Source organism: Ideonella sp. sgz306126 (assembly GCF_056032705.1).
In genome coordinates this window covers 86,108-111,161 of record NZ_JBVYWP010000003.1, presented here as the reverse complement: position 1 = coordinate 111,161, position 25,054 = coordinate 86,108, and the positions used below count along the sequence as shown (strand labels likewise).

General features: G+C 70.4%; 27 protein-coding genes. 9 read left to right on the top strand and 18 right to left on the bottom strand.

Going from position 1 to position 25,054, the window contains the following annotated elements:
* Positions 1–18: 18 nt before the first annotated feature.
* From ligK to AC0N04_RS08965, 6 genes are all read left to right on the top strand, one after another.
* Positions 19–702: a 4-carboxy-4-hydroxy-2-oxoadipate aldolase/oxaloacetate decarboxylase gene (gene ligK / locus AC0N04_RS08990; protein WP_474280715.1), complete on the top strand. Its 684-nt coding sequence runs from the start codon at positions 19–21 to the stop codon at positions 700–702.
* 43 nt (positions 703–745) lie between these two features.
* A complete protein-coding gene (locus tag AC0N04_RS08985; protein WP_474280713.1) occupies positions 746–1,678 on the top strand; it encodes an amidohydrolase family protein in 933 nt (310 codons plus the stop codon).
* Between the two features lie 28 nt (positions 1,679–1,706).
* On the top strand, positions 1,707–2,147 hold the full coding sequence (gene ligA, locus AC0N04_RS08980; protein WP_474280711.1) for a protocatechuate 4,5-dioxygenase subunit alpha: 441 nt from the start codon (positions 1,707–1,709) through the stop codon (positions 2,145–2,147).
* 1 nt (position 2,148) lies between these two features.
* Entirely contained in the window at positions 2,149–3,015 is an 867-nt protein-coding gene (locus AC0N04_RS08975) for a class III extradiol dioxygenase subunit beta (protein ID WP_474280709.1), read from the top strand.
* A gap of 1 nt (position 3,016) precedes the next feature.
* Positions 3,017–3,973 carry a Gfo/Idh/MocA family oxidoreductase gene (locus tag AC0N04_RS08970; RefSeq protein ID WP_474280707.1) on the top strand — a complete coding sequence of 319 codons (957 nt, stop codon included), beginning with the start codon at positions 3,017–3,019 and terminating at the stop codon, positions 3,971–3,973.
* Between the two features lie 70 nt (positions 3,974–4,043).
* Positions 4,044–5,039 carry an aldo/keto reductase gene (locus AC0N04_RS08965; protein ID WP_474280705.1) on the top strand — a complete coding sequence of 332 codons (996 nt, stop codon included), beginning with the start codon at positions 4,044–4,046 and terminating at the stop codon, positions 5,037–5,039.
* 20 nt (positions 5,040–5,059) lie between these two features.
* Here the strand turns inward: AC0N04_RS08965 and AC0N04_RS08960 are convergent, their stop codons facing one another.
* Genes AC0N04_RS08960 through AC0N04_RS08950 form a run of 3 tightly spaced genes read right to left on the bottom strand, consistent with a single transcriptional unit; the run spans position 5,060 to position 7,864 of the window.
* Positions 5,060–6,313, bottom strand: coding sequence for an NAD(P)/FAD-dependent oxidoreductase (locus tag AC0N04_RS08960; RefSeq protein ID WP_474280703.1), 1,254 nt, complete (start codon positions 6,311–6,313; stop codon positions 5,060–5,062).
* Positions 6,310–6,633 (bottom strand): 2Fe-2S iron-sulfur cluster-binding protein, encoded by a 324-nt coding sequence (locus tag AC0N04_RS08955; RefSeq protein WP_474280701.1) that lies wholly within the window; start codon positions 6,631–6,633, stop codon positions 6,310–6,312. The genes AC0N04_RS08960 and AC0N04_RS08955 overlap by 4 nt, the downstream gene beginning before the upstream one ends.
* Positions 6,634–6,685: 52 nt before the next feature.
* The gene (locus tag AC0N04_RS08950) at positions 6,686–7,864 is read right to left on the bottom strand and encodes a cytochrome P450 (protein ID WP_474280699.1); all 1,179 of its coding nucleotides are present in this window, start codon (positions 7,862–7,864) and stop codon (positions 6,686–6,688) included.
* 134 nt (positions 7,865–7,998) lie between these two features.
* Between AC0N04_RS08950 and AC0N04_RS08945 the strand changes: the two genes are divergently transcribed.
* The gene (locus AC0N04_RS08945) at positions 7,999–8,937 is read left to right on the top strand and encodes a helix-turn-helix domain-containing protein (protein WP_474280697.1); all 939 of its coding nucleotides are present in this window, start codon (positions 7,999–8,001) and stop codon (positions 8,935–8,937) included.
* 24 nt (positions 8,938–8,961) lie between these two features.
* Here AC0N04_RS08945 and AC0N04_RS08940 read toward each other — a convergent pair whose 3' ends face one another.
* From AC0N04_RS08940 to AC0N04_RS08930, 3 genes are read right to left on the bottom strand one after another with little or no spacing between them, the layout of a single operon-like run.
* A complete protein-coding gene (locus AC0N04_RS08940) occupies positions 8,962–9,684 on the bottom strand; it encodes an RES family NAD+ phosphorylase (protein ID WP_474280695.1) in 723 nt (240 codons plus the stop codon).
* A complete protein-coding gene (locus AC0N04_RS08935) occupies positions 9,644–10,039 on the bottom strand; it encodes an antitoxin Xre/MbcA/ParS toxin-binding domain-containing protein (protein WP_474280693.1) in 396 nt (131 codons plus the stop codon). Before AC0N04_RS08935 ends, AC0N04_RS08940 begins: the two co-directional genes overlap by 41 nt.
* Before the next feature lie 30 nt (positions 10,040–10,069).
* Entirely contained in the window at positions 10,070–11,020 is a 951-nt protein-coding gene (locus AC0N04_RS08930; RefSeq protein WP_474280691.1) for a LysR family transcriptional regulator, read from the bottom strand.
* Between the two features lie 120 nt (positions 11,021–11,140).
* Between AC0N04_RS08930 and AC0N04_RS08925 the strand changes: the two genes are divergently transcribed.
* A complete protein-coding gene (locus AC0N04_RS08925) occupies positions 11,141–11,482 on the top strand; it encodes a protocatechuate 4,5-dioxygenase subunit alpha (RefSeq protein WP_474280689.1) in 342 nt (113 codons plus the stop codon).
* A gap of 31 nt (positions 11,483–11,513) precedes the next feature.
* Positions 11,514–12,353 carry a class III extradiol dioxygenase family protein gene (locus AC0N04_RS08920; protein ID WP_474280687.1) on the top strand — a complete coding sequence of 280 codons (840 nt, stop codon included), beginning with the start codon at positions 11,514–11,516 and terminating at the stop codon, positions 12,351–12,353.
* A gap of 13 nt (positions 12,354–12,366) precedes the next feature.
* Here AC0N04_RS08920 and AC0N04_RS08915 read toward each other — a convergent pair whose 3' ends face one another.
* From AC0N04_RS08915 to AC0N04_RS08860, 12 genes are all read right to left on the bottom strand, one after another.
* Positions 12,367–13,074 carry a dienelactone hydrolase family protein gene (locus tag AC0N04_RS08915; protein WP_474280685.1) on the bottom strand — a complete coding sequence of 236 codons (708 nt, stop codon included), beginning with the start codon at positions 13,072–13,074 and terminating at the stop codon, positions 12,367–12,369.
* 52 nt (positions 13,075–13,126) lie between these two features.
* Positions 13,127–13,681, bottom strand: coding sequence for a crossover junction endodeoxyribonuclease RuvC (gene ruvC, locus AC0N04_RS08910; RefSeq protein WP_474280683.1), 555 nt, complete (start codon positions 13,679–13,681; stop codon positions 13,127–13,129).
* Between the two features lie 49 nt (positions 13,682–13,730).
* Positions 13,731–13,916, bottom strand: coding sequence for a hypothetical protein (locus tag AC0N04_RS08905; protein WP_474282015.1), 186 nt, complete (start codon positions 13,914–13,916; stop codon positions 13,731–13,733).
* Between the two features lie 46 nt (positions 13,917–13,962).
* Positions 13,963–14,898 carry a UDP-3-O-acyl-N-acetylglucosamine deacetylase gene (gene lpxC / locus AC0N04_RS08900; RefSeq protein WP_474280681.1) on the bottom strand — a complete coding sequence of 312 codons (936 nt, stop codon included), beginning with the start codon at positions 14,896–14,898 and terminating at the stop codon, positions 13,963–13,965.
* 82 nt (positions 14,899–14,980) lie between these two features.
* Entirely contained in the window at positions 14,981–16,210 is a 1,230-nt protein-coding gene (ftsZ, locus tag AC0N04_RS08895) for a cell division protein FtsZ (protein WP_474280679.1), read from the bottom strand.
* An 89-nt stretch (positions 16,211–16,299) separates the two neighbouring features.
* Positions 16,300–17,529 (bottom strand): cell division protein FtsA, encoded by a 1,230-nt coding sequence (gene ftsA / locus AC0N04_RS08890; protein ID WP_474280677.1) that lies wholly within the window; start codon positions 17,527–17,529, stop codon positions 16,300–16,302.
* A 15-nt stretch (positions 17,530–17,544) separates the two neighbouring features.
* Complete coding sequence (locus AC0N04_RS08885; protein ID WP_474280676.1) at positions 17,545–18,327, bottom strand: cell division protein FtsQ/DivIB; 783 nt, start codon at positions 18,325–18,327, stop codon at positions 17,545–17,547.
* Positions 18,328–18,330: 3 nt separating this feature from the next.
* Complete coding sequence (locus tag AC0N04_RS08880) at positions 18,331–19,308, bottom strand: D-alanine--D-alanine ligase (RefSeq protein ID WP_474280674.1); 978 nt, start codon at positions 19,306–19,308, stop codon at positions 18,331–18,333.
* Positions 19,305–20,762 carry a UDP-N-acetylmuramate--L-alanine ligase gene (gene murC / locus AC0N04_RS08875; protein ID WP_474280672.1) on the bottom strand — a complete coding sequence of 486 codons (1,458 nt, stop codon included), beginning with the start codon at positions 20,760–20,762 and terminating at the stop codon, positions 19,305–19,307. The genes AC0N04_RS08880 and murC overlap by 4 nt, the downstream gene beginning before the upstream one ends.
* Complete coding sequence (gene murG, locus AC0N04_RS08870) at positions 20,759–21,838, bottom strand: undecaprenyldiphospho-muramoylpentapeptide beta-N-acetylglucosaminyltransferase (protein WP_474280670.1); 1,080 nt, start codon at positions 21,836–21,838, stop codon at positions 20,759–20,761. The genes murC and murG overlap by 4 nt, the downstream gene beginning before the upstream one ends.
* A gap of 73 nt (positions 21,839–21,911) precedes the next feature.
* A complete protein-coding gene (gene ftsW / locus AC0N04_RS08865; RefSeq protein ID WP_474282013.1) occupies positions 21,912–23,174 on the bottom strand; it encodes a putative lipid II flippase FtsW in 1,263 nt (420 codons plus the stop codon).
* Positions 23,175–23,185: 11 nt separating this feature from the next.
* Positions 23,186–25,045 (bottom strand): Mur ligase family protein, encoded by a 1,860-nt coding sequence (locus AC0N04_RS08860; protein ID WP_474280668.1) that lies wholly within the window; start codon positions 25,043–25,045, stop codon positions 23,186–23,188.
* Positions 25,046–25,054 lie beyond the last annotated feature (9 nt).

The window sequence follows — 25,054 nt, the reverse complement described above, 5'->3', positions numbered from 1 at the left end:
CTCAAGGAGACATGAACCATGTACGAACTGGGCGTCTGTTACCGCAACACCCCGCGCGCCGACCGCGCCGCCGCCGACGGCCTGGCCGCGCTGGGCTCGGCCACGGTGCACGAAGCGATGGGCCGCGTCGGCCTGATGAAGCCCTACATGCGGCCCATCCAGACGGGGGTGCAGGTGTCGGGCACGGCCGTGACCGTGCTGCTGCAGCCGGGCGACAACTGGATGATGCACGTGGCCGCCGAGCAGATCCAGCCCGGCGACATCGTGGTCGCCACCGTCACCGCCGAATGCAGCGACGGCTACTTCGGCGACCTGCTGGCCACCAGCTTCCAGGCCCGCGGGGCGCGCGGCCTGATCATCGAGGCCGGCGTGCGCGACGTGAAGACGCTCAAGGAGATGAACTTCCCGGTCTGGAGCCGGTTCATCTCGTCCAAGGGCACGATCAAGGCCACGCTGGGCTCGGTCAACATCCCCATCGTCTGCGCCGGCGCCTGGGTGACGCCGGGCGACGTGATCGTCGCCGACGACGACGGCGTGGTGTGCGTTCCGGCCGCCAAGGCCGTGGCCACGCTGGAAGCGGCGATCAAGCGCGAGAGCTTCGAGGGCGAGAAGCGCGCCAAGCTGGCCTCGGGCGTGCTCGGGCTGGACATGTACAAGATGCGCGAGCCGCTCGAGAAGGCCGGCCTGAAGTACATCGGTTGAACCGGCATGCGCCGGCCCGTCTGAACCCCGAGGATCGCCCCCCATGAGCAAACCGACCACAGGTGACTTCACCAAGACCGCCGGCTGGATGGACTGGTACGACGGCCCGTCCAAGCCGCGCTTCACGCTGCCGGCCGGCGCCGTCGACGCGCACTGCCACGTCTTCGGCCCCGGCGCCGAGTTCCCCTATGCGCCCGAGCGCAAGTACACGCCCTGCGACGCGTCGAAGCAGCAGCTCTACGCCTTGCGCGACCACCTCGGATTCGCCCGCAACGTGGTGGTGCAGGCCACCTGCCACGGCGCCGACAACCGGGCGATGGTGGACGCGCTGGTCCACAGCGGCGGCAAGGCGCGCGGCGTGGCCACCGTCCGGCGCACGGTCAGCGACGCCGAGATCCAGGCCATGCACGACGCCGGCGTGCGCGGCGTGCGCTTCAACTTCGTCAAGCGCCTGGTCGACTTCACGCCCAAGGACGAGCTGATGGAGATCGCCGGCCGCATCGCGAAGTGGGGCTGGCATGTGGTGATCTACTTCGAGGCGGTGGACCTGCCCGAGCTGTGGGACTTCTTCACCGCGCTGCCCACCACCGTGGTGGTGGACCACTTGGGCCGGCCCGACGTGAGCCTGCCGCTGGACGGACCGCAGTTCGCCCTGTTCGAACGCTTGATGCGCGAGCACCCCAACGTGTGGAGCAAGGTGAGCTGCCCCGAACGCCTCAGCGTGACCGGGCCCAAGGCATTGAACGGCGAGCGCCAGGCCTATGTCGACGTGGTTCCGTTCGCGCGCCGCATCGTCGAGCAATTCCCCGACCGCGTGCTGTGGGGCACCGACTGGCCGCACCCGAACCTGAAGGACCACATGCCCGACGACGGCCTGCTGGTGGACTTCATCCCGCACATCGCACCCACCGCGGAACTGCAGCGCAAGCTGCTGGTGGACAACCCGATGAAGCTCTACTGGCCCGAAGAAGCGTAGAACCCTCGCAGGACGACACAGGACGATCATGGCCCTCGACAAACCCTACCAGGACGTGCCCGGCACGACCATCTTCGACGCCGAGCAGTCGCGCAAGGGCTACTGGCTGAACCAGTTCTGCATGAGCCTGATGAAGGCCGCCAACCGCGAGCGCTTCAAGGCCGACGAGCGCGCCTACCTCGACGAATGGGCGATGACCGAAGAGCAGAAGCAGGCGGTGCTGGCGCGCGACCTGAACCGCTGCATCGCCGCCGGCGGCAACATCTACTTCCTGGCCAAGATCGGCGCAACCGACGGCAAGAGCTTCCAGTACATGGCCGCCAGCATGACCGGCATGACCCAGGAGGAGTACATGGCGATGATGCTGGGCGGCGGCCGCTCCGCCGAGGGCAATCGCCGCCTGGGGGAGAACGGCGACGCCCAGCCGCAGAACCAGCCGCAAGGCGCAGCCCACCGAAAGCCCGACTGACATGGCCCGCATCACCGCATCCGTCTACACCTCGCACGTGCCCGCCATCGGCGCGGCCATCGATCTGGGCAAGACGTCCGAGCCCTACTGGCAACCCTTGTTCAAGGGCTACGAGCCCTCCAAGCAGTGGATGAAGGAGAACACGCCCGACGTGATCTTCCTCGTCTACAACGACCACGCCACCGCGTTCAGCCTGGAAATGATCCCGACCTTCGCGATCGGCTGCGCCGCCGAGTTCACGCCAGCCGACGAAGGCTGGGGCCCGCGGCCGGTGCCCAAGGTCGTCGGCCACCCCGAACTGGCCGCGCACATCGCGCAAAGCGTGATCCAGGACGACTTCGATCTCACCATCGTCAACAAGATGGACGTGGACCACGGCCTGACGGTGCCGCTGTCGCTGATGTGCGGCCAGCCGTCCGGCGAGCACCCGGCCTGGCCCTGCCCGGTGATTCCGTTCGCGGTCAACGTGGTGCAGTACCCGGTGCCTTCGGGCCAGCGCTGCTTCAACCTCGGCAAGGCGATCCGCAAGGCCGTCGAGAGCTACGACCAGCCGCTCAACGTGCAGATCTGGGGCACCGGCGGCATGAGCCACCAGCTGCAGGGCGCGCGCGCCGGCCTGATCAACCGCGAGTGGGACAACGCCTGGCTGGACAAGCTGATCGCCGACCCGGCCGCCGCCGCCGCGACGCCGCACATCGACTACGTGCGCGAGGCCGGCTCCGAAGGCATCGAGCTGGTGATGTGGCTGATCGCCCGCGGCGCGATGGCCGACGTGAACGGCGGGCCCAGGCCCACCGTGCGCCACCGCTTCTACCATGTGCCCGCCAGCAACACGGCGGTGGGCCATCTGATTCTGGAGAACCACTGACATGAGCAAACCCATCAAGGTCGCGCTGGCCGGCGCCGGCGCCTTCGGCATCAAGCACCTGGACGGCATCCGGAACATCGAGGGCGTGGAGGTCGTCTCGCTGATCAGCCGCGACCTGGACAAGACCCGCGAGGTCGCGGCCCGCTACGGCATCGGCCATGTCACCACCGACCTGGCCGACAGCCTGGCAAGACCTGAGGTGGACGCGGTCATCCTGTGCACCCCGACGCAGATGCATGCCAGCCAGACGCTGGCCTGCCTGAAGGCCGGCAAGCACGTGCAGGTGGAGATCCCGCTGTGCGACGTGCTGGCCGAGGGCGAGGAAGTGGCGCGCGTGGCGCAGGCCAGCGGCCTGGTCGCGATGTGCGGCCACACCCGCCGCTTCAACCCCAGCCACCAGTACGTGCACCAGCAGGTCACGGCCGGCACCTTCGGCATCCAGCAGATGGATGTGCAGACCTACTTCTTCCGCCGCAGCAACATGAACGCGCTGGGCCAGCCGCGCAGCTGGACCGACCACCTGCTGTGGCACCACGCCGCGCACACGGTGGACCTGTTCGCGTACCAATGCAGCAGCCCGATCGTCAAGGCCAACGCGATCCAGGGCCCGATCCACCCGACGCTGGGCATCGCGATGGACATGAGCATCCAGCTCAAGGCCGCCAACGGCGCGATCTGCACGCTGAGCCTGTCGTTCAACAACGACGGCCCGCTGGGCACCTTCTTCCGCTACATCGGCGACAGCGCCACCTACCTCGCCCGCTACGACGACTTGTACACCGGCAAGGACGAGAAGATCGACGTCTCGCAGGTGGCGGTGTCGATGAACGGCATCGAGTTGCAGGACCGCGAATTCTTCGCCGCCATCCGCGAAGGCCGCCAGCCCAACAGCAGCGTCGCCAGCGTGCTGCCCTGCTACCAGGTGCTGCATCAGCTGGAGCAGCAGCTCGCTGCCTGAGCCCGCCGGATCGCCCCCCGCCGGCGCCCGCCTTCGGGCGGGCGCCGCTGCGCCTTCAGAGACCTTGCCCATGCTCACACGAACCCTCGGCCCCTTCCAGGTCAGCGCCATCGGCCTGGGCTGCATGAACCTCAGCCACGCCTATGGCCAGCCGCCGTCGCCCGAGGCCGGGCGCGCGCTGCTGCACCGTGCGCTGGATCTGGGCTGCACGCTGTTCGACACCGCCGCGCTGTACGGCTTCGGCGCCAACGAGAGGCTGGTGGGCCCGGTGCTCAAACCGCATCGCCGGCACATCACGCTGTGCAGCAAGGGCGGCATGGCCGGCGTGCAGTCTCCCGATGGGGTGAAGCGCGTCATCGACGGCCGCCCCGAGGCCCTGCGCCGCAACTGCGAGGACAGCCTGCGCAACCTCGGCACCGACGTGATCGACCTGTACTACCTGCACCGCCTGGACATGCAGGTGCCGATCGAGGAGTCGGTGGGCGCGATGGCGCGCCTGGTGGAGCAAGGCAAGGTCCGCACGCTGGGCCTGTCGGAGGTCTCGGCCGCCACGCTGCGCCGCGCCCACGCGGTGCACCCGATCACCGCGCTGCAGACCGAGTACTCGCTGTGGACCCGCAACCCCGAGATCGCGGTGCTCGACGTCTGCCGCGAACTGGGCGTGGCCTTCGTCGCCTTCAGCCCGGTGGCGCGCGGCTTCCTGGGCACGCTCACCGACGTGAGCGGCTTCGACGCCAAGGACATCCGCCGCAGCATGCCGCGTTTCGCGCCGGCCAACTACGCCGCCAACCTGGCCCTGCTGCCCGCCGTGCAGGCCGTGGCCGACGAGGCCGGCGCCACCGTCGCCCAGGTCGCGCTGGCCTGGCTGCTGCAGCGCGGGCCCGACATCATCCCCATCCCCGGCACCACGAACCTCGCCCACCTGGAAGACAACCTCGCCGCCACGAGCATCATGCTGAGCCCGGCCCAGATGCAGCGGCTGGACGCGGCGATCAACCGCCACACGGTGCATGGCGCGCGCTACAACACCGCCACCCAGGCCGAGATCGACACCGAGGAGTTCTGAGCCCGCCGGCGCGGGCGCCGTCACGCCGGCAGCAATGCGGCCAGATCGAAGCCCGGATCGGCCGCCTGCCCCGGCGTGGGCGAGACGCCGGCGTCCAGCAGCTTGCGCGCCTGCAGGTGGTCCTTGGCGGCGTTGACCGAATCCACGGCGATCAGGCGGCCGGCGCGGAAGTGGTAGACCGAGAACGCCGGGCCGGCCGGGTCGCCGCCCATGTCACCACGAACGGCCCATGCGTCGGCGCCGGCGGAGAGGCCCGCCATCTGCAGCTTCTTGTCGTACTGGTCGCTCCAGAACCAGGGCGTGGCCACGAAGGGGCGCGGCTGACCCAGCAGCGCGGCCGCGGCCGACTTGGCCTGCTCGGTGGCGTTCTGGACCGACTCCAGCCGCAGCAGCGTGCCGTCGTCCAGGCGGCGCGCGGTGCAGTCGCCAGCGGCGACGATCCGCGGATCGGCGGTACGGCCGCAGGCGTCGACGACGATGCCGCGGTCGCATTCCAGGCCGGCCTCGCGCGCCAGCGCGTCGTTGGCGCCGACGCCGACGCCCAGCACCACCAGGCCGCAGGGCAGGCGCGTGCCATCGGCCATCTGGAGGGCCTGCGCCTGGCCGTCTTTCGTCTCCACGGCGGCGATGCGCGCGTCCAGCACCACGGTCACGCCGTGGCCCCGGTGCAGTTCAGCATACCAGTCGCTGAGCAGCGGCGGCAGCACGCGCCCGAGCAGGCGCGGCGCGGCTTCCAGCACGGTGACCGCCAGGCCCTTCTTGCGCGCCGTGGCCGCCACTTCCAGGCCGATGAAGCCGCCGCCGATCACCACCACCGGCAGATCCTGCTCGGCGCAGCGCGCCAGGCCGGCCGCGATGCGGCTGGCGTCGTCGCGCGAGCGCAGCGGCAGCACGTTGGCCGCCTCCATGCCCGGCAGCGGCAGCGTGCGAGGCGAGGCGCCGGTGGCCAGCACCAGGCCGGTGTAGTGCAGGGTCTCGCCGCTGGCGAGCGTCAGGGTCTGGGCCGCGCGGTCGATCGCGGCCACGCGGGCGCCGGTGCGCAGGTCGATGTTCTTCCTGGCCAGCATCTCGGGCGCGCGCATCACCAGCTGCGGCTCGGAGATCTCGCCAGCCAGCCAGGCCTTGGACAGCGGCGGGCGGTGGTAGGGGCCGTGCGCCTCGTCGCCCAGCAGCGTGATGGCGCCGTCGAACCCGCCGCTGCGCAGCGACTCGGCGGTCATCACGCCGGCCTGGCCGGCACCGACGATCACGACCTGCGCCGCCGCCGCGCTCATTCCTGCGTCTCGGGCAGGTGGACGGTGCCGCCTTCCAGCGCCGCGCTGGCCTTGATCTGGCAGGCCAGCCGGCTGTTGGGCCGGCGCTCGGCGGCGACGTTGGCCAGCATGTCCAGCTCGCCGGCCTGGGGCGCGGGCAGCACCGCCATCAGCAGGTCGTCCACGTAGCAATGGCAGGTGGCGCAGGCGCAGGAGCCACCGCATTCGCCGAGGATGCCGTCCACGCCGTTGGCGGTGGCGGCCTGCATCAGGCTCCAGCCCTCGGGCACGTCGACGGTGACGCTGGCGCCATGGGCTTCGATGTAGGTGATGTGGGCCATGAGGGATTCGGTGAGTCAGCGGTGGATCAGAAGTAGCGGAACGGGCCGGGGCTCACTGTACTGCCAGGTCCAGCACCAGCGGACTGCGGAAGGTGGACGACGGCATCCACGGCAGCTGCTCGGCCACGCGGCGGTACTCGGGCACCACCTGGTGGAACTCGTCGAAGGCGATCTTCACCGCCAAACGGGCGATGGCCGTGCCCAGGCAGGCGTGCACGCCGCCGCCGAAGCCGAGGTGGCCGCGCGGCTTGCGGGCGATGTCGTAGACGTCGGGGTCGGGATACTGGCGCTCGTCGCGGTTGCCCGAGCCGTAGGCCAAGCAGACGAAATCGCCTTCCCTCATGGTTTCGCCGTGCAGCGTGACATCTTTCATCAGGCGGCGGCGGAAGCGCTGCGCCGAGGTGTTGTAGCGCAGGCTTTCCTCGATCGCGTCGGGCAGCAGCTCGGGGTGGGCCACCACCGCGCGGCGCGCCTCGTCGAAGCTCGCGAGGTTGTAGGCGAACATCATCATGAAGCCGCCCAGCGACTCGACGCCGGCCATGATCAGCGTGGTGGTGGTCAGCAGCACCTCGCGGTCGTCCAGGCGGTCGCCGTCGATCTCGGCCAGCGCGAAGTTGCTGATCAGGTCGTTGCGCGGCGCGGCGCGGCGCATCGCGACGACCTGGCTGGCGTAGGCCTGCATCCAGTTGTAGGCGGCGATGTGCTCGGGGCCCTTGGCCCGGGTCCGGGCATCGCTCTGCACCATCAGCACCGCGTTCTCGCGCACCTCGGCCTCGGGCACCAGCGCTTCGTCGCCCATCGGCAGGCCCAGCGCGGCCATCAGCACCTTGACGGTGAACTGCGACGAGACGTCCTTGAAATCGAACGCCTTGACGCCCTTCAACGGGCCGAAGACCTGCCTGGCGACGTCGCGGATCGGCTCTTCCAGCGCCATCAGGTTGCGCTTCATGAAGGCATGCTGGATCAGGCCGCGCAGGCGGTCGTGCTTGGGCGGATCCGAGCTGCCCAGCGTCGCTCCGGCGCGCCCCGGCAGTTCGGTCATCAGGTTGCCGCTGGCGGACGAATAGGTCTGCCAGTCCTGGCCGGCCGAGACGATGTCGGCGTAGCGCGACAGCACCCACATCTGCGCCTCCTCGCTCCAGAAGCAGGGATGCTCGTCGCGCAACCGCTGGTAGAACGGGAACGGATCGGCGTCGACGGCGGGCGAGTACGGATCGAAATGAAAGGGCATGGCGTGTCTCCTGGGGTCGGTTCGCAGGCCGGGGCGCCGGCGTCAGCCTGGGAGCGGATTCTGGGCAAGCGGGGCCATCGGCGCAGTGGACAAAGGACCCACTTGACTTGCACTTTTGACGTACATTGCCTGACATGCCCGGCCCCTCCCGCCCCGCGCCCCGCCGCCGCGCCGCCGCAGGCCGCGGCAGCCTGCCCGCGTTCGCCCTCTACGGCGAGGCCGGCGCGCCCGGCGCCTCGTTGCTGCACATCGAATCGATCGATTCGCGCAGCCGCCTGTACGACTGGGAGATCGACGCCCACGTGCATCAGGGTTTGCACCAAGTGCTGTGGCTGCAAGCCGGCGAAGTGGATGCGATGTTGGACGAATCTCGCGTCGTGGCGCAAGGCCCGGCGATGCTGGTCATCCCGCCCGGCGTCGCGCACGCCTTCCGTTTCTCGCCGGGTTGCGACGGCCATGTGCTGACGCTCAACGCCGCCTTGCTGGCCGAGGGCGACGCGGCCGCCGGCGAGGCCCTGCAGACCCTGTTCGCCAGCGCGCGCAGCGTGGCGCTGGACGCCGGCACCGCCGAGGTGCAGCGACTGCGGGCGCTGTTCGAGATCCTGCAGACGCACATCCAGGCGGACGACGCCGGCGACCCCGCGGGCGGCCCGGTGCCGCGCTGGCTGGCACGCGCGCTGGTCTGGCGGCTGGCCCAGCGCGCGCAGCGCGAAGCGCAAGGCGGGGCACGGCGCGGCGGCGCCGCCCAGCCGGCGCTGTACACGCGCTGGGTGGTGCTGATGGAGCAGCACTACCGCGAACACTGGCCGGTATCGCGCTACGCCGAGCGCCTGGGCCTGTCGACCGAACGCCTGAACCGCCTGGTCCGGGCCGAGACCGGCCTCCCCGCCCAGGCCCTGCTGCACGCCCGCCTGGCGCGCGAGGCGTGCCGGCGGCTGGTGCACGTGGCCGCCCCGGTGTCCAAGCTCGCCTTCGAGCTGGGCTTCGAGGACCCCGCCTATTTCTGCCGATTCTTCAAGCGCCACGCCGGCCTGTCGCCGCGCGACTACCGGGCGCAGGCGCTGGCGCGCTGAGCGGCCAGGTCCGCCGAGGGGGCATCAGCGACGCCAGGCCGGCGGCACGGCGACCCGGTGCGCTTGCTGGTCGCGCCGCCACAGCACCGCATCGGGCTGAACCGTCAACCACCAGGTCTGCATCGCCGGCTCCGGCGCGCTGCGGGCGAACACGGTGGGGCTCAGCACGGCCACGCACCAGGCCGGCTGCGCATCGCGCACCGAGCGGTAGACGATCGCGCCGGTGCCGGCCTCGCGCGCGACACGGGCCAGACGCTGGGTGGCCGTGTAGTCGCGCAGATCGGTCCAGGCGGCCTGGTCGCGGTTCAACGGCGGCACGCGCAGATCGATCGCCAGGCCCTCCAGCGCCGCGGCGAACGCGGTGTGGGCCACCGGCTCCAGGCGCTGCAGGTCGACCGCGTCGTGCAGGAATTTCCAGCGCCAGTACGCCAGCTCGGCACAGGCCGTGCGCACGGTTTGCGCGCCGTAGAAGACCCCCGGGTCGGTGCCGGCGCGAAAGCGCGAGCCGCCCGGCGGCGGCGGGTAACGAAACGGCGTGGCCAGCAGATAGTGCAGGGGCTGGGCCGTCGGTGGCGGGGGCGGCTTGTGCTGGTCGAGCAGGCGTTCCAGCAACGCCTGCTCCTCCAGATCGTCGACCAGCTTCATCGTCGAGGCCACGTGCTGGGCCTCGACGACGCGCCAGGCGCGCGCCCGCCAGGGCCGGCGCTCAGACGACAGCGCGGCTGGCGTCCAGGTAGTGGACGACACGCACCAGGCCCTCGGTCCGGGTCATCAGCTCGGCCGGCGTGCCGCCGAGCGCCAGGTTCGGGCTGTGCAGCCAGCGCCGTGCGGTGGCCTCGTCCCCGACGATCGAATCCAGCGAGCGGAAGGCCCGCACGAACAGCAACGCGAAATCCCACTCCTTGCGGCCGGCCGCCAGCGTGTAGTGACCTGCGAACAGGCGGCTGACCGTCGCCGGGCTCAGTCCCAGCACCTGGGCCAGCCAGGCGCGCGGCTGGCCCAGCCGCTCGGCGGCGCGGGTGACGGCCTTGCTCAACACCGCCGCGGCCTGTGCGGGTGCGGCCGGTGGCGGCGTGGCGTCGAGGGGCAGGACGGCGGACATGGCGATCACAGTTTCTATGGAAATTTTAGGTCAGGCGGGTTTCTGAAGCAAGGCATCGGGACGCACCACGCCCCCGGCCTGCCGCAGGGCGGGGGCGACCACGGACTCCAGCTCGCCGCGCAGCCAGCGGTGCACCGGGTCGGCGTGGTGGCGCTGATGCCAAACCAGGTACATCGGCATCGGCGGCGTGGCCAGCGGCACCGCCGCCGATGCCAGGCCGCGCAGCGCACCGCCGGCCAGCAGCGAAGGCGCCGTCGCCAGCCAGGGCCCGCCTCGAAGCAGCGCGCCGAGGCCGGCCAGGCCTGGCACCGTGGCCACGACCCGACGCTGCAGGCCCTGGCCGTCCAGCCACTGATCGATGTCGAGGGCGCGGCGGGGTTCGTAAAGCACGGTCACGTGCTCGGCAGCCAGATAGGCCGCGCGGCTCCGCGGCGCCGCGCGCTGGCCGGCGTCGAAGAACACCCGGTAATGGTCCTCGAACAAGCGCTTTTGCAGGATGTCGGCCCCGTCGGGCGGGCGCGGCGTGATGATCAGCTGGCAGGCCTCGTCGCGCAGCATCGCCGGCTCCGGCGCCCCGGAGGCGATCACCCGCAGCGTGACGCCGGGGGCCTGTTCGCGCAGGCGGCGCAGCAAGGCCGGCAGCAGCAGGTCGCGCTGCAAGTCGTTGGCAGCGATCGTGAAGCGGGCGGCGAGCCGCGCCGGCTCGAACCCCGCCGCGACGCTGAAGGCGCGCAACTCGTCCAGCAGCCCGCGGGCCCGGCGCGCCAGCAGCCCCGCCTGCGCGGTGGCCACGATGCCGCGGCCCGACTTGACGAACAGCGGGTCGCCGACGATCGCCCGCAGCTTGTCCAGCCCGTGGCTGACCGCCGACTGGGTCACGCCCAGACGCTGCGCGGCACGCGTGACCGACCCCTCCTCGTGCACCGCCAGCAGCAGCTGCAGGCCATGGCCGTCGAGATCCAAATGATCGAAATTGCTCATGAATCTGATGAGTATGCCCCGCTTTACCGATGCCGTGGGGCTCGCAATACTGCCCCCCGTCGCAGCGCCCCGGACCGGCGCGCGCCACCGATCCACGACACCGAGCCCAGGAGACCCGCCATGTGCACCCCCGAGATTCCCGGCACCACGCCCTTCGATGGCACCCAGGCCATCAAAGGCTACGCGCTGAACAAGATGTGCTATTCGTTCAACGAGGCTGCCAACCGCGCAGCCTTCCTGGCCGATGAAGAGGGCTACATGAAGAAATTCGGCCTGAACGCAGCGCAGGCCGCGGCCATCCGCGCCAGGAACGTGCTGCAGCTGATCGCCGCCGGCGGCAATGCCTATTACCTGGCCAAGTTCGCCGGCATCTTCGGCCTGGACATGCAGGACATCGGCGCCCAGCAGACCGGCATGAGCAAGGACGAATTCAAGGCCAAGCTGGCCGCCTACGCGCGCTGATTCCCGCACCGAACCACAGGACCCTCACGACATGGCCAAGATCATCGGTGGCATCACCACCTCCCACGTGCCGACCATCGGCCGCGCGATTGCCAAGAACCTGCAGCAGGACCCGTACTGGAAGCCGTTCTTCGACGGTTTCGCCCCGGTGCACCGCTGGCTGGCGCAGCACGAGCCCGACGTCGTCGTCGTGCTCTACAACGACCACGGCCTGAACTTCTTCCTCGACAAGATGCCGACCTTCTCGGTCGGCGCCGCGCCCGGTTACACGAACGCCGACGAGGGCTGGGGCATCCCGACGGTGCCGGCCTTCCAGGGCGAGCAAGACCTGTCCTGGCATCTGATCAACCACCTGGTCGAGCACGAGTTCGACATCACCACCTGCCAGGAGATGGTGGTGGATCACGCCTTCACGCTGCCGATGGCGCTGCTGTGGCCCGACCAGAAGTGGCCGGTGAAGGTGGTGCCGGTCTGCATCAACACCGTGCAGTTCCCGCTGCCCTCGGCCAAGCGCTGCTATGCGCTGGGCGAGGCGATCGGCGATGCCGTGGCATCGTGGGACAGCGATGCCCGCGTCGCCGTGCTGGGCACCGGTGGCCTCAGCCACCAGCTCGACGGCGAGCGCGCTGGCTTCATCAACAAGGACTTCGACCTGCAGTTCATGGAAAGCCTGCTGCACGACCCGACCTGGGCCACCCGCTTCAGCAGCCTGGAACTGGTGGAAAAGGCCGGCACCCAGGGGGTCGAGCTGCTGATGTGGCTGGCCACCCGGGCGGCGCTGGGCCGCCAGGTCAGGTGCCTGCACCAGAACTACCACATCCCGATCTCGAACACGGCCTCCGGCCTGATGCTGATGGAGCCGGTGGCCTGACGCCCCGGGACGATCAGAACAGCTGTGCCAGGAACTGCAGACTGCGCCCGTGGGCCAGCGCGGCGCTGGCGGCGTGGTAGGCGCTGCGGTCCCAGCAGTTGAAGCCGTGCAGCGCGCCGGGGTAGACATGCACCTCGGCGCGCAGGCCGGCGACCGCGGCGCGCACCTGCTCGACTGCGCTCATCGGGATGTGATCGTCGCGCTCGGCGAAGTGCAATTGCAGCGGGCAGGCGATCTGCGAGGCCAGTTCCAGCTGGGTGTGGATGCCGCCGCCGTAATAGGCCACCGCGGCGTCGACCCCGCCCTGCGCGGCGGCCGAGAAAGCCAGCCGGCCGCCCATGCAGTAGCCGATCGCGCCGACCTGGCCGGTGACCGCCGGGTGCCGGCGCAACGCCGCCACCGCCGCCTGCACGTCGGCCGCGACGGCCTGCGGCTGCAGGCTCTTCATCAAGCCATAGGCGCGCTCGCGGTCGGCCCCGTCGTAGGCCAGATCGACGCGCTGCGCGTCGCGCCAGAACAGATCGGGCGCCAGCACCACGAAGCCGTCCAGCGCGTACTGCTCGGCCACCGCGCGGATGTGGCGGTTGACGCCGAAGATCTCCTGCAGCAGCAGCAGGCCCGGGCCGCGCCCGGCCGGCGGCAAGGCCAGGTAACCGTCGTAGGCGTTCGCGCCGTCGCCATCGGCCAGAGACATCCAAGCGGTGTGCACGGGGGTCGTCATCATCGAGATCCTTCGAGGTCAAGGGAGGGCGGCGCGTGCGCCGCCCCGGGGTTCAGTAGGTTCGGCCGCCCTTGAACTGGGCATGCGTGCGACGGTTGAGCTGGGTGGCCTGGGCCATCGCGGCGAACGAGCCACCGGCATGGGCGTGGGTGATCGCGATGCCCAGCGCGTCGGCCGCGTCCTTGCCGGGCAGCCCCGGCAGCGACAGCAGCCGCATCACCATGGCCTGCACCTGATCCTTGCTGGCATGACCATGGCCGACCACGGATTTCTTCATCTGCAGCGCGGTGTACTCCGACACCTTCAGCCCCGCCGTCACCAGGGCGGTGAGCGCGGCCCCGCGCGCCTGCCCGAGCAGCAGCGTGCTCTGCGGGTTGACGTTGACGAAGACGATCTCGCACGAGGCCTCGGTGGGCTGGTAGCGCTCCGCCACCTCGCGCACGCCGTCGAAGATGATCTTCAGCCGCCCCGGCAGGTCGCCCTGGGCCACGCCGGAGGTGGTGCGGATGGTGCCGCTGGCGATGTAGTGCAGCTCGGCGCCCTGCTGTTCGACGACGCCGAAGCCGGTGCACATCAGGCCGGGGTCGATGCCCAAGACGCGTGTCATGGCGGCGATGGTACCGTCCGGCGCGGCGCCTCGGCGGCGGCCGGCCGGCTCACAGCAGCAGCGGCAGGCGTTCCAGCAGCAGCACCGCCAGCAAGCCGAGGCTGGCGATCACCGTCCAGCGGATGATCACCTGGCCGCGCCGGCGCCAGCGCGGGTCGCGCGTCGCGACATAGGCCGCCAGGCACAGCAGGCCGGCCAGCAACAGCAGGCCGATGATCAGGCGAAACAGCATCATCGCAGCCACCCCCCCAGGTCGGTCAGCGTGCCGCCGGCCACGACGCTCACCAGGCCGGCGCCAGCGCGGCGAAGCCGGCCGGCGCGAGCGACTCGTCGTCGAAGCTGACCAGCTCCCACGCGCTCGGGTCGGCCATCAGCTTGCGCAGCAGCTTGTTGTTCAGCGCGTGGCCGCCCTTGAACGAGGTGTAGGCCGCCAGCAAGGGGTGGCCGGCGACATAGAGGTCGCCGATCGCGTCGAGGATCTTGTGTTTGGCGAACTCGTCGTCGTAGCGCAGGCCCTCGCTGTTGAGCACCCGCACGTCGTCGATCACGATCGCGTTGTCCATGCTGCCGCCCAGCGTCAGCCCGCGCGAGCGCATCGCCTCGACGTCGCGGGTGAAGCCGAAGGTCCGCGCCCGCGCGATCTGCTGCTTGTAGTTGCCCTGCCCCATGTCGAAGCTCACCTGCTGGCCGGTGGCGTCGAGCGCGGGGTGGTTGAAGTCGATCTCGAAGGTCAGCGTGTAGCCGTGGTGCGGCTCGAGCCGGGCCCACATCAGCCGCTCGCCCTCGCCTTCACGCAGCTCGATGGTCTTCCTGACCCGCAGGAAGCGCTTGGGGGCGTCCTGCAAGTCGATGCCGGCGCTCTGCAGCAGGAAGACGAAGCTCGCCGACGAGCCGTCGAGGATGGGCACCTCGTCGGCAGTGATGTCGATGATCAGGTTGTCCAACCCCAGGCCGGCACAGGCCGACATCAGGTGCTCGATGGTCTGGACCTTGGGCGCGCCCGGGTCGCCGCCGGCCGAGATGGTCGAGGCCATGCGGGTGTCGCTGACCGAATCGACCCGCACCGGGATCTCCACCGGCACCGGCAGATCGACCCGGCGGAACACGATGCCGGTGTCGGGCGGCGCCGGGCGCAAGGTCATCTCGACCCGCTGGCCACTGTGCAGCCCCACGCCGACGGCGCGGGTCAGGGACTTGATCGTGCGTTGCTTCAGCATGGACGGCCGATTGTCGGCGAAGTCCGCGGTCCTCGCCGGCCGCGGGCGGTCCGTCCGCAGCGGACGGACCGCCCGTGCGGGATCAGTCGGCCTGCTTGCGCAGGAAGGCCGGGATCTCGATCTCGTCCATGCCGTTCGAGCTCAGCGCCTCGACCTTGGCCGCCGCCTGTGTGCGGCCGGTGCGCCAGACGCTGGGCGTGGCGAGCTGGCCGTAGTCGGTGGCCTGGTGGGCCATGCCGCCCAGCGTCGGCGCGGCGCTGGCGCCGACCGGCGTGTTCAGCATCGGTAGGTTGTCGGTGCCGGTGCGCAGCATCGGCGTGGTCTGCACCACGGTCAGCGGCGCCTGGACCCGGCGCGAGGCCGACGACAGGCCGGTGGCGATCACGGTGACGCGGAGCTGGTCGCCCAGCGTGTCGTCGTAGGCGGTACCGTAGATCACATGGGCATCTTCGGCCGCGTAGCGCCGGATCGTGTTCATCGCGTTCTTGCTCTCGGCCAGCTTGAAGGTCGAGCGCGCCGCGGCGATCAGCACCAGCACGCCGCGCGCGCCGGACAGGTCGATGCCCTCCAGCAGCGGGCAGGCCACGGCCGCGTCGGCGGCCTTGGTGGCGCGGTCCGGGCCGCTGGCGATCGCCGTGCCCATCATCGCCTTGCCGGGCTCGCTCATCACGGTCTTGACGTCCTCGAAGTCGACGTTGACCAGGCCGGGGATGTGGATGATGTCGCTGATGCCGCCGACCGCGTTCTTCAGCACGTCGTTGGCGTGCGCGAAGGCCTGGTCCTGCGTGACGTCGTCGCCCAGCACTTCCAGCAGCTTCTCGTTCAGCACCACGATCAGCGAATCGACATTCGCTTCCAGCTCCGACACGCCCAGGTCGGCCTGCTTGCCGCGGCGGTTGCCCTCGAACTCGAACGGCTTGGTCACGACGCCGACGGTCAGGATGCCCATTTCCTTGGCCACGCGGGCGATCACCGGCGCCGCCCCGGTGCCGGTGCCGCCGCCCATGCCGGCGGTGATGAACAGCATGTGCGCACCGTCGATCGCCTGGCGGATGCGGCCTTCGGCTTCCTCGGCCGCCGACTTGCCGACGTCGGGCTTGGAGCCCGCGCCCAGGCCGGTCGCGCCCAGCTGCACCAGTTGCGCCGCGGCGCTGCGGTTGAGCGCCTGGGCGTCGGTGTTGGCGACGATGAACTCCACCCCCTGCACGCCCTGCGCAATCATGTGGTCGACCGCGTTGCCGCCGCCGCCGCCCACGCCGATCACCTTGATTTGCGTGCCCTGGTCAAATTCTTCGATCATTTCGATGGCCATGTGGAACCTCCGTCGCTAGTTGCAGTTGCCGTGTGTGTTGAAACCAAAAATCCCGAGGCCTTGGTGCGCCCCTTGTCGTCGTGCCTGAATCAGAAATTACCCAGAAACCAATCCCGCGCCTTGCCGAACATCGTCTTCACCGAACCGGCCTGCTGCGCGGCCTTGTGGCCCCGCGTGTGGGCCAGCCGGGCCTCTTCGAGCAGCCCCATCACCGTGGCCGAACGCGGGTTGGCCACCATGTCGAACAACGGACCGGAATAGGTCGGCAGGCCCTTGCGGACCGGCTTGAGGAAGATGTCCTCGCCCAGCTCGACCATGCCCGGCATCACCGCCGTGCCGCCGGTGATCACGATGCCCGAGGACAGCAGCTCCTCGTAGCCCGATTCGCGGATCACCTGGTGCACCAGCGAGTAGATCTCCTCGACCCGCGGCTCGATCACGCCGGCCAGCGCCTGGCGGCTGAGCATGCGCGGCGCGCGGTCGCCCAGGCCCGGCACCTCGACCTGTTCGTTCGGGTCGGCCAGCATCTGCTTGGCGACGCCGTACTCGACCTTGATCTCCTCGGCGTCCTTGGTGGGCGTGCGCAGCGCCATCGCGATGTCGCTGGTGATCAGGTCGCCGGCGATCGGGATCACCGCGGTGTGGCGGATCGAGCCGCCGGTGAAGATCGACACGTCGGTGGTGCCGGCGCCGATGTCCACCACGGCCACGCCCAGGTCCTTCTCGTCGTCGGTCAGCACCGCGGCGGCCGAGGCTGTCGGGCTCAGCGCCAGCTGCTCGACTTCCAGCCCGCAGCGGCGCACACACTTGACGATGTTCTCGGCCGCGCTCTGCGCGCCGGTGGCGATGTGGACCTTGACCTCCAGCCGGCTGCCGCTCATGCCGATCGGCTCCTTGACCTCGTGGCCGTCGATCACGAACTCCTGCGACTCGACCAGCAGCAGGCGCTGGTCGTTCGGAATGTTGATCGCCTTGGCGGTCTCGATCACCCGCGCCACGTCCACCGGCGTGACCTCGCGGTTGTCGCGCACGATCACCATGCCGGTCGAGTTCTGGCCGCGGATGTGGCTGCCGGTGATGCCGGTGTAGACGCTGGTGATCTTGCAGGCGGCCATCATCTCGGCCTCCTTCAGCGCCTGCTGGATGCTTTGCACCGTCGCGTCGATGTTGACCACCACGCCGCGCTTCAGGCCATGCGACGACGACACCCCCAGCCCCGCCACCCGCAGCTCGCCGCCGACGACCTCGGCCACCACCGCCATCACCTTGGCGGTGCCGATGTCGAGTCCGACGACGAGGTCCTTGTAGTCTTTGGCCACGTTGCTTCCTTGATCTCAATGCTTGGCCGCGGGCGCCGCGGACGGGGCGCCGGAACCGTCCTGCAGCCGCACGGCGTAGCCGTCGGCGTGCCGCAGGTCGGCGTATGCGAACGGGTGGCGATTGCCGCCGGTGACCTGGGTCACGGTGCGCACGAAGCGGGCGGTGCGGGCCAGCACCTCGTCGTCGCTGCCGCGGCCGAGCTCGACCTCGGCGCCGTCGTCCAGCTGCACCTGCCACGAACCACGCACCGACTCGGTGAGCGCGGTGGGCTCGACGCCCAACGGGCTGAACGCCGGCACCAGGCGGCGGTACATCGCCAGGATCTGCGGCGCGGCCGATTCGGCGCCGCTGAAGTCCGGCAACTGGTCTTCGTCGACGTCGCCGAGGTTGGCGTCGAACACCTCGCCGAAGGAGTTGACCAGCCGGTCATCGCCCTCGTCGCCCTTCCAGACCGCCACCGGCTTGTGCTCTTCGAGCTGCACCACCAACCGGTTCGGCCAGACCTTGCGCACCACCGCGTGGCGCACCCAGGGCACGGCCTCGAAGGCCTCGCGGGCCGACTGCAGGTCCAGCGTGAAGAAATTGCCGGCCAGGCGCGGCGCCACGTTGGCGCGCACCGTGGCCGCGTTGTTGTGCGAGACATCACCTTCCAGTCGGATCTGGCGCAGCGTGAACATCGGCTGGCGCGCCAGCCAGTGGGCCCCCAGTGCCAGCAACAGCCCGGCCGCCAGCAGCAAGGCCAGCGAGGCGGTGGCGTTCATCAGGCGAACGTCGGGCGGCAACGTGGCGGCAGCCATGGTTCAGGCCTCCCGGCTCACGGTCGAATCCAGCGTGGCGCCGGCCAGCAGTTGCAGGCACAGCTGCTCGTAGCTGATGCCGGCGCAGGCCGCCGACTTGGGCACCAGCGAATGGCTGGTCATCCCCGGCGAGGTGTTCATCTCCAGCAGGAAGGGCTTGCGGTCCGAGGCGCGGATCATCAGGTCGGCGCGACCCCAGCCACGGCAGCCCAGCAGGCGGTAGGCTTCGACGACCAGACGCTGGATCTCGCGCTCCTCGGCCTCGGGCAGGCCGCTCGGGCACAGATAGCAGGTGTCGTTGGAGATGTACTTGTGCTCGAAGTCGTAGTTGCCGCCAGGCGCCTGGATGCGGATCACCGGCAAAGCGACGGCGGCGTCGGCGTCTCCCAGGACCGGGCAGGTCACCTCTTCGCCGTCGATGAATTCTTCGCAGAGCACGTCGGAGTCGTATTGTGCCGCGAGAGTCACCGCGTCCATCATCCCGGAATACCCCGTGACCTTGGAGACACCGAACGAAGACCCCTCGCGCGCCGGCTTGACGATCAGCGGCAGCCCCAAGGTGTCGGGCACCTCCCGGCTGTGCTCGCGCCCGTGCCGGCCCTTGCCCAGCAACTGCCATTTCGGCGTGGGCAGGCCTTCGTGCGACCAGACCCGCTTGGTCATGACCTTGTCCATCGCGATCGCCGACGCCATCACGCCGGAGCCGGTGTAGGGGATGCCCAGCAGCTCCAGCGCACCCTGGACCGTGCCGTCCTCGCCGTGGCGGCCGTGCAGCGCGATGAAGCAGCGCGCGTAGCCATCGCGCTTGAGGGCTTCGAGATCGCGCTCGGCGGGGTCGAAGGCATGGGCATCCACGCCCTGGCTGCGCAGCGCGTCCAGCACGCCCTGGCCCGACATCAGCGAGACCGGCCGTTCGGCGGACGAGCCGCCCATCAGCACCGCCACGCGGCCCAGCGCCTTCACGTCGATCGCCCCGCTCATGCCGCCCCTCCTCCGCTCAGTTCGACCACCTTGGCCGCCACCGCGCCGATCGAGCCCGCGCCCATCGCGATCACCACGTCGCCCGGCTGGGCGAAATCGAGGATCTGCCGCGGCAGCAGCGCCACATCGTCGACGAACACCGGGTCGGTCTTGCCGGCGACCCGCAAGGCCCGCGCCAGCGAACGGCCGTCGGCCGCGACGATCGGCGCCTCGCCGGCCGCGTAGACCTCGGTCAGCAGCACCGCGTCGGCCTGGCCCATCACCTTGACGAAATCCTCGAAGCAGTCGCGGGTGCGGGTGTAGCGGTGCGGCTGGAAGGCCAGCACCAAACGCCGCCCCGGAAAGGCACCGCGCGCCGCTGCGATCACCGCGGCCATCTCGACCGGATGGTGGCCATAGTCGTCGATCAGCGTGAACGTGGCGCCCCGGCCGCCGCCTTCGGAGCGACCTTGCGACGGTGGCGTTGCCGCTCCGACGACGGGAAGATCGCCATAGCGCTGGAAGCGTCGGCCGACGCCGCTGAATTGGGCCAGCGCGGCGACGATGGGCGCGTCGGGCAGTTCCAGCTCGGTCGCCACCGCGATCGCCGCCAGCGCGTTGCGCACGTTGTGCTCGCCCGGCAGGTTCAGCGTGATCTCCAGGTCGGGCATCACCACGCCGTTGCGGCGCTGGCAGATGAAGCGCATCTGTCCGCCCTCGAGCGCGGTGACCTGGACGGCGCGCACCTGCACGTCCTCGCCCAGGCCGTAGGTGACCACCGGTCGCGAGATCATCGGGATCACGCTTTTCACGCCCGGGTCGTCGCCGCACAGAATGGCCGCGCCGTAGAACGGCATGCGGTGCAGGAACTCGACGAAGGCGCCCTTCAGCCGCGCGAAGTCGTGGCCGTAGGTGTCCATGTGGTCGGCGTCGATGTTGGTGACCACGCTCAGCACCGGCATCAGGTTCAGGAACGACGCATCCGACTCGTCGGCCTCGACGACGATGAACTCGCCCGCGCCCAGCGCCGAATTGGCGCCGGCCGAATTGAGCTTGCCGCCGATGACGAAGGTCGGGTCCAGCCCGGCCTCGGCCAGCACGCTGGTGACCAGCGAGGTGGTGGTGGTCTTGCCATGGGTGCCGGCGATCGCGATGCCCTTGCGCAGCCGCATCAGCTCGGCCAGCATCACGGCCCGCGGCACCACCGGCACGCGGTGGGCGCGCGCGGCGATCACCTCGGGGTTGTCGCCCTTGACCGCGGTCGAGGTCACCACCGCCTCGGCGCCGGCGATGTGGGCCGCGTCGTGCCCTTGGTGGATGCGGATGCCCAGCCCGGCCAGGCGGCGCGTGGTGGCGCTGTCGGCCTGGTCCGAGCCCGACACCGCGTAGCCCAGGTTGTGCAGGATCTCGGCAATGCCGCTCATGCCGGCACCGCCCACGCCGACGAAGTGGATGTGCTTGACCGCGTGTTTCATGAGGGCCTCACCAGCCTTTCGAGTTCATCGGCCACCTTGGCGGCGGCCCGCGGTTGGGCCAGCGCGCGCGCCGCGGTGGCCATCGCCAGCAGGCGCTCGCGCGTCAGGCTGTGCAGCAGGTTGGCCAGCGCCTGCGGGCCCAGTTCGGTCTGCGGCAGGTGGATGGCGGCGCCCCGCTCGGCCATCCAGGCAGCGTTGTCGCGCTGGTGCGAGGTGGTCGACACCACCAGCGGCACCAGCACGCTGGCCACGCCGGCCGCGCACAGCTCGCTGACCGTGATCGCACCGGCGCGGCAGACGATCAGGTCGCATTCGGCCAGGCGCTGGTCCATGTTGTCGATGAAGGGCAGCACCTCGGCGTGCAGGTTCAGCGTGGCGTAGCAGGCGCGCACGCTGTCCAGGTGGGCCATGCCGGTCTGGTGCGTGACCTGTGGACGCGCCTCGGCCGGCAGGTGGGCCAGCGCTGCCGGCATCGTTTCGTTGAGCACCTTCGCACCCAGGCTGCCACCCACCACCAGCACCCGCAGCGGACCGCTGCGGCCGGCGAAGCGCTGGTCCGGTGCGGGCAGCGCCTCGATCTCGGCACGCACCGGATTGCCGGTCACCAGGGCCTGGCGGACGGCGGCCACGTCCGGGCCGTCGAAGCCGAAGGCCACCCGCGCGGCCATCGGCAGCAAGGCCTTGTTGCTCATCAGCAAGGCGGCGTCGGCGTTGACCAGCATCAGCGGCGTGCGGCGCAGCCAGGCCATCAAGCCGCCGGGAAAGCACACGTAGCCACCCATGCCCAGCACCACGTCGGCCGAGCGGCGGCGCAGGATGCGGGCCGAATCCCAGAAGGCCTTGAGCAGCTTGAAGCCGCCGGCCAGCGCGTGGCCCGGCCCTTTGCCGCGCAGGCCCGAAAACGCCAGCGTGTCCATCGCGATGCCGGTGGGAGGCACCAGGCGGTTCTCCATGCCGCCCGCGGTGCCCAGCCAGGTGACGCTCCAGCCACGCGACTGCATCTCGCGCGCCACCGCCAGGCCGGGGATCACATGCCCGCCGGTGCCCGCCGCCATGATCACGAGGTGCTTGCTCATGTCGGCCCCCAACGGCGCTGCGCGCCGGCCCCCCCGAGGGGGAGCGATCGCCTTGGGAGCGGCCCGGCGGCGATCATGCTCGGCCTCCTCGCATGAGCTGCCTGTTTTCGTGATCGACGCGAAGCACGATGGCGAGCGCGACCAGGTTCAGCAGCACGCCTGAGCCACCGTAGCTCAGCAGCGGCAGGGTCAGGCCCTTGGTCGGCAGCACGCCCAGGTTGACGCCCATGTTGATGAAGCTCTGGCCGCCGAAGCAGATGCCGATGCCTTGCGCCATCAGGCCGGCGAACACACGGTCCAGTGCGATCGCCTGGCGTCCGATGACGAAGATGCGCCGGGTCAGCCAGAAGAACGCGCCGATCACGATCACCACGGTGACGAAACCCAGCTCCTCGCCGATCACCGCGAGCAGGAAGTCGGTGTGCGCCTCGGGCAGGTAGTTGAGCTTTTCGATCGACGCGCCCAGCCCCTGGCCGAACAGGCCGCCGCGGCCGAAGGCGATCAGCGAGTGGGTCAGCTGGTAGGCCTTGCCCTGGGCGTATTCCGGGTTCCAGGGATCCAGGTAGGCGAAGATGCGCTGGCGCCGGAATTCGCTGAACACGATCATCAGCACGAACGCCCCCACCAGCACCGCCACGCTGAGCAGGAACATGCGGCCGTTGACGCCGCCCAGGAACAGGATGCCCAGCGCCACCGCGGCGATCACCATGAACGCGCCCATGTCGGGCTCGGCAAGCAGCAGCGTGCCGATCACCGCCAGCGACACCGCCATCGGCCAGACGGCCTTGATGAAGTTCTCCTTGACGTCCATCTTGCGCACCATGTAGCTGGCTGCGTACATCGCGATCGAGAGTTTGGCCAGCTCGCTGGGCTGGAAGTTCATGATGCCCAGCGGGATCCAGCGGCGCGAACCGTTGACGCCCTTGCCGATGAACGGCACCAGGACCAGGATCAGCATCGCCAGCGAGGCGGCGAACAGCCACGGCGCCCATTTCTCCCAGACCGCGATCGGGATCTGCAGCGTCACCAGCGCGGCGACGAACGAGATCGCGATGAACATCGCCTGGCGGCTGAGGAAGAAGGTCGACGAGTAGCGCGCGAACTTCGGGTTGTCGGGCATCGCCACCGAGGCCGAATACACCATCACCAGCCCCAGCGCCAGCATGCACAGCGTGACCCAGATCAGCGCCCGGTCGTAGCCCCAGGCCTGCGAAGGCCGGCTCTCGCCGACCTTGATCCAGTCGCGGATCGGCAGCGCCTCGCCGGCGTCGCCGCGGCGGCCGAAGACGCCGCGCAGGCGCTCGCTCCAGCCCGACACGTCGGCCCGCCAGGTCATCGCGCCGAGCTTCATGCCAGCACCTCCCCGCGCTCGGCCGCCAGGGCCTGCACGGCCGCGACGAAGACCTCGGCGCGGTGGGCGTAGTCGCGGAACATGTCCAGGCTGGCGCAGGCCGGGCTCAGCAGCACCGCGTCGCCGGCCAGGGCCTGGGCGAAGCACCAGGCCACGGCGGCCTGCAGCGTCGCGTGGCGCTGCAGCGGCACGCCGGTCGCCGCCAGCGCCTGTTCGATCGCCTCGGCGTCGCGGCCGATCGTGGCCACCGCGCGCACGTGGCGGGCCACCGGCGCGGCCAGCGGGCCGAAGTCCTGGCCCTTGCCGTCGCCGCCCAGGATCACCACCAGCTTGGCGCTGAGCCGGTCATCGCCCAGGCCGTTCAACGCCGCCACCGTGGCACCGACGTTGGTGCCCTTGCTGTCGTCGAAGGCCTCGACGCCGCCGACCTGGCCGATCAGCTCGACCCGGTGCGGCTCGCCGCGGTACTCGCGCAGGCCGTGCAGCATCGGCGCCAGCGGACAACCGATGCCCGTGGCCAGCGCCAGCGCGGCCAGCGCGTTGCTGGCGTTGTGGCGACCGCGGATGCGCAGCGCCTCGGCCGGCATCATGCGCTGCAGGTGGATTTCCTCGTCCTCGTCCTCGAAGCCGCCGGGCCGCCCCACGGCTTCGTGCTCCCCCTGGGGGACGGCCGCCGCGTTGCGGCGACCCGGAGGCCGCGTTTTCCGCTTGAGGGTCTCGTCGGCCGGCAGTGCATAGACGAGCCAGGCCATGCCGTTCTCGGTCACCAGGCCGAAATCGCCGGGATGCGTCGGCGCCTCCAGGCCGAAGCGCCGCACCGCGCGGCCGACCGCCTTGCTCGGCTTGCCACGGCCGCCCTTGACCATCACCGGCGCGGGCACCATCGCCTCGACGCCGGCGTCGTCGCGGTTGACCACCATCAGCGCGTGCTCGCCGAAGACGTGCGCCTTCGCCGCGGCATAGGCCGCCAGGCTGCCGTGCCAGTCCAGGTGGTCCTGCGTGAGGTTGAGCACGACGGCCGCGCTCGGCTCGAAGCCCTGCACGCCGTCGAGCTGGAAGCTGGACAGCTCCAGCACCCAGACCTCGGGCAGGTGCTCGAACACCGGCTCGGGCTCGGGCGGCGGCGCCAGCACCAACGGTGCCTCGTCGTCGGCCGACGGGGCCGGCACGGTCGGCGCGTCGCCACCTTCGGCGGCCGCCTCAGCGACCTGCGCCTCGGGGGCCTGTGCCTCGACGACATCTCCGATCGCCGGCACCGTCCCGACGCCGTCCCCGGACGGCTCGCTCTCGGGCGTCGACGCCCGCGCCACGGCCTCCGGGGCAGCCGCATCCGCCGCCTGCTGCAGCGCCAGGACGCCGGCCAGCGTGTCGAGCAGGGTCGGGCCGATGTTGCCGGCCACGGCCACGCGACGGCCGGCACGCTCGACCAGCATCGCCGTCAGCGCGGTGGTGGTGGTCTTGCCGTTGGTTCCGGTGATCGCGATCAGCTTCGGGGCGTAGCGGCGCTCGATCTTGAGGTCGGCGAGCGCGCGGGCAAACAGATCGAGTTCGCCGGCCACGGCAACGCCGGCACCGCGGGCCGCGGCCAGCAGCGGCGCGATGCGCGGGTCGCCCGGCGCCAGGCCCGGGCTCTTCAACACCAGTTGCGCGTCGCCCAGCGAAGCCGCCGTCAGCTCGCCGCTGAACAGTTGCACCGACGGCAGCTCGGCAGCCAGCGCCGCGGCCTGGGGCGGTGCGCTGCGCGAATCCCACACCCGCAGCGAGGCGGCGCCGTGCTGCGCGCACCAGCGCGCCATCGCCAGGCCGGACGCACCCAGGCCCAGGATCATGATGTGCAGACCGTGCAGGTGTTTCACGCGCGTCCC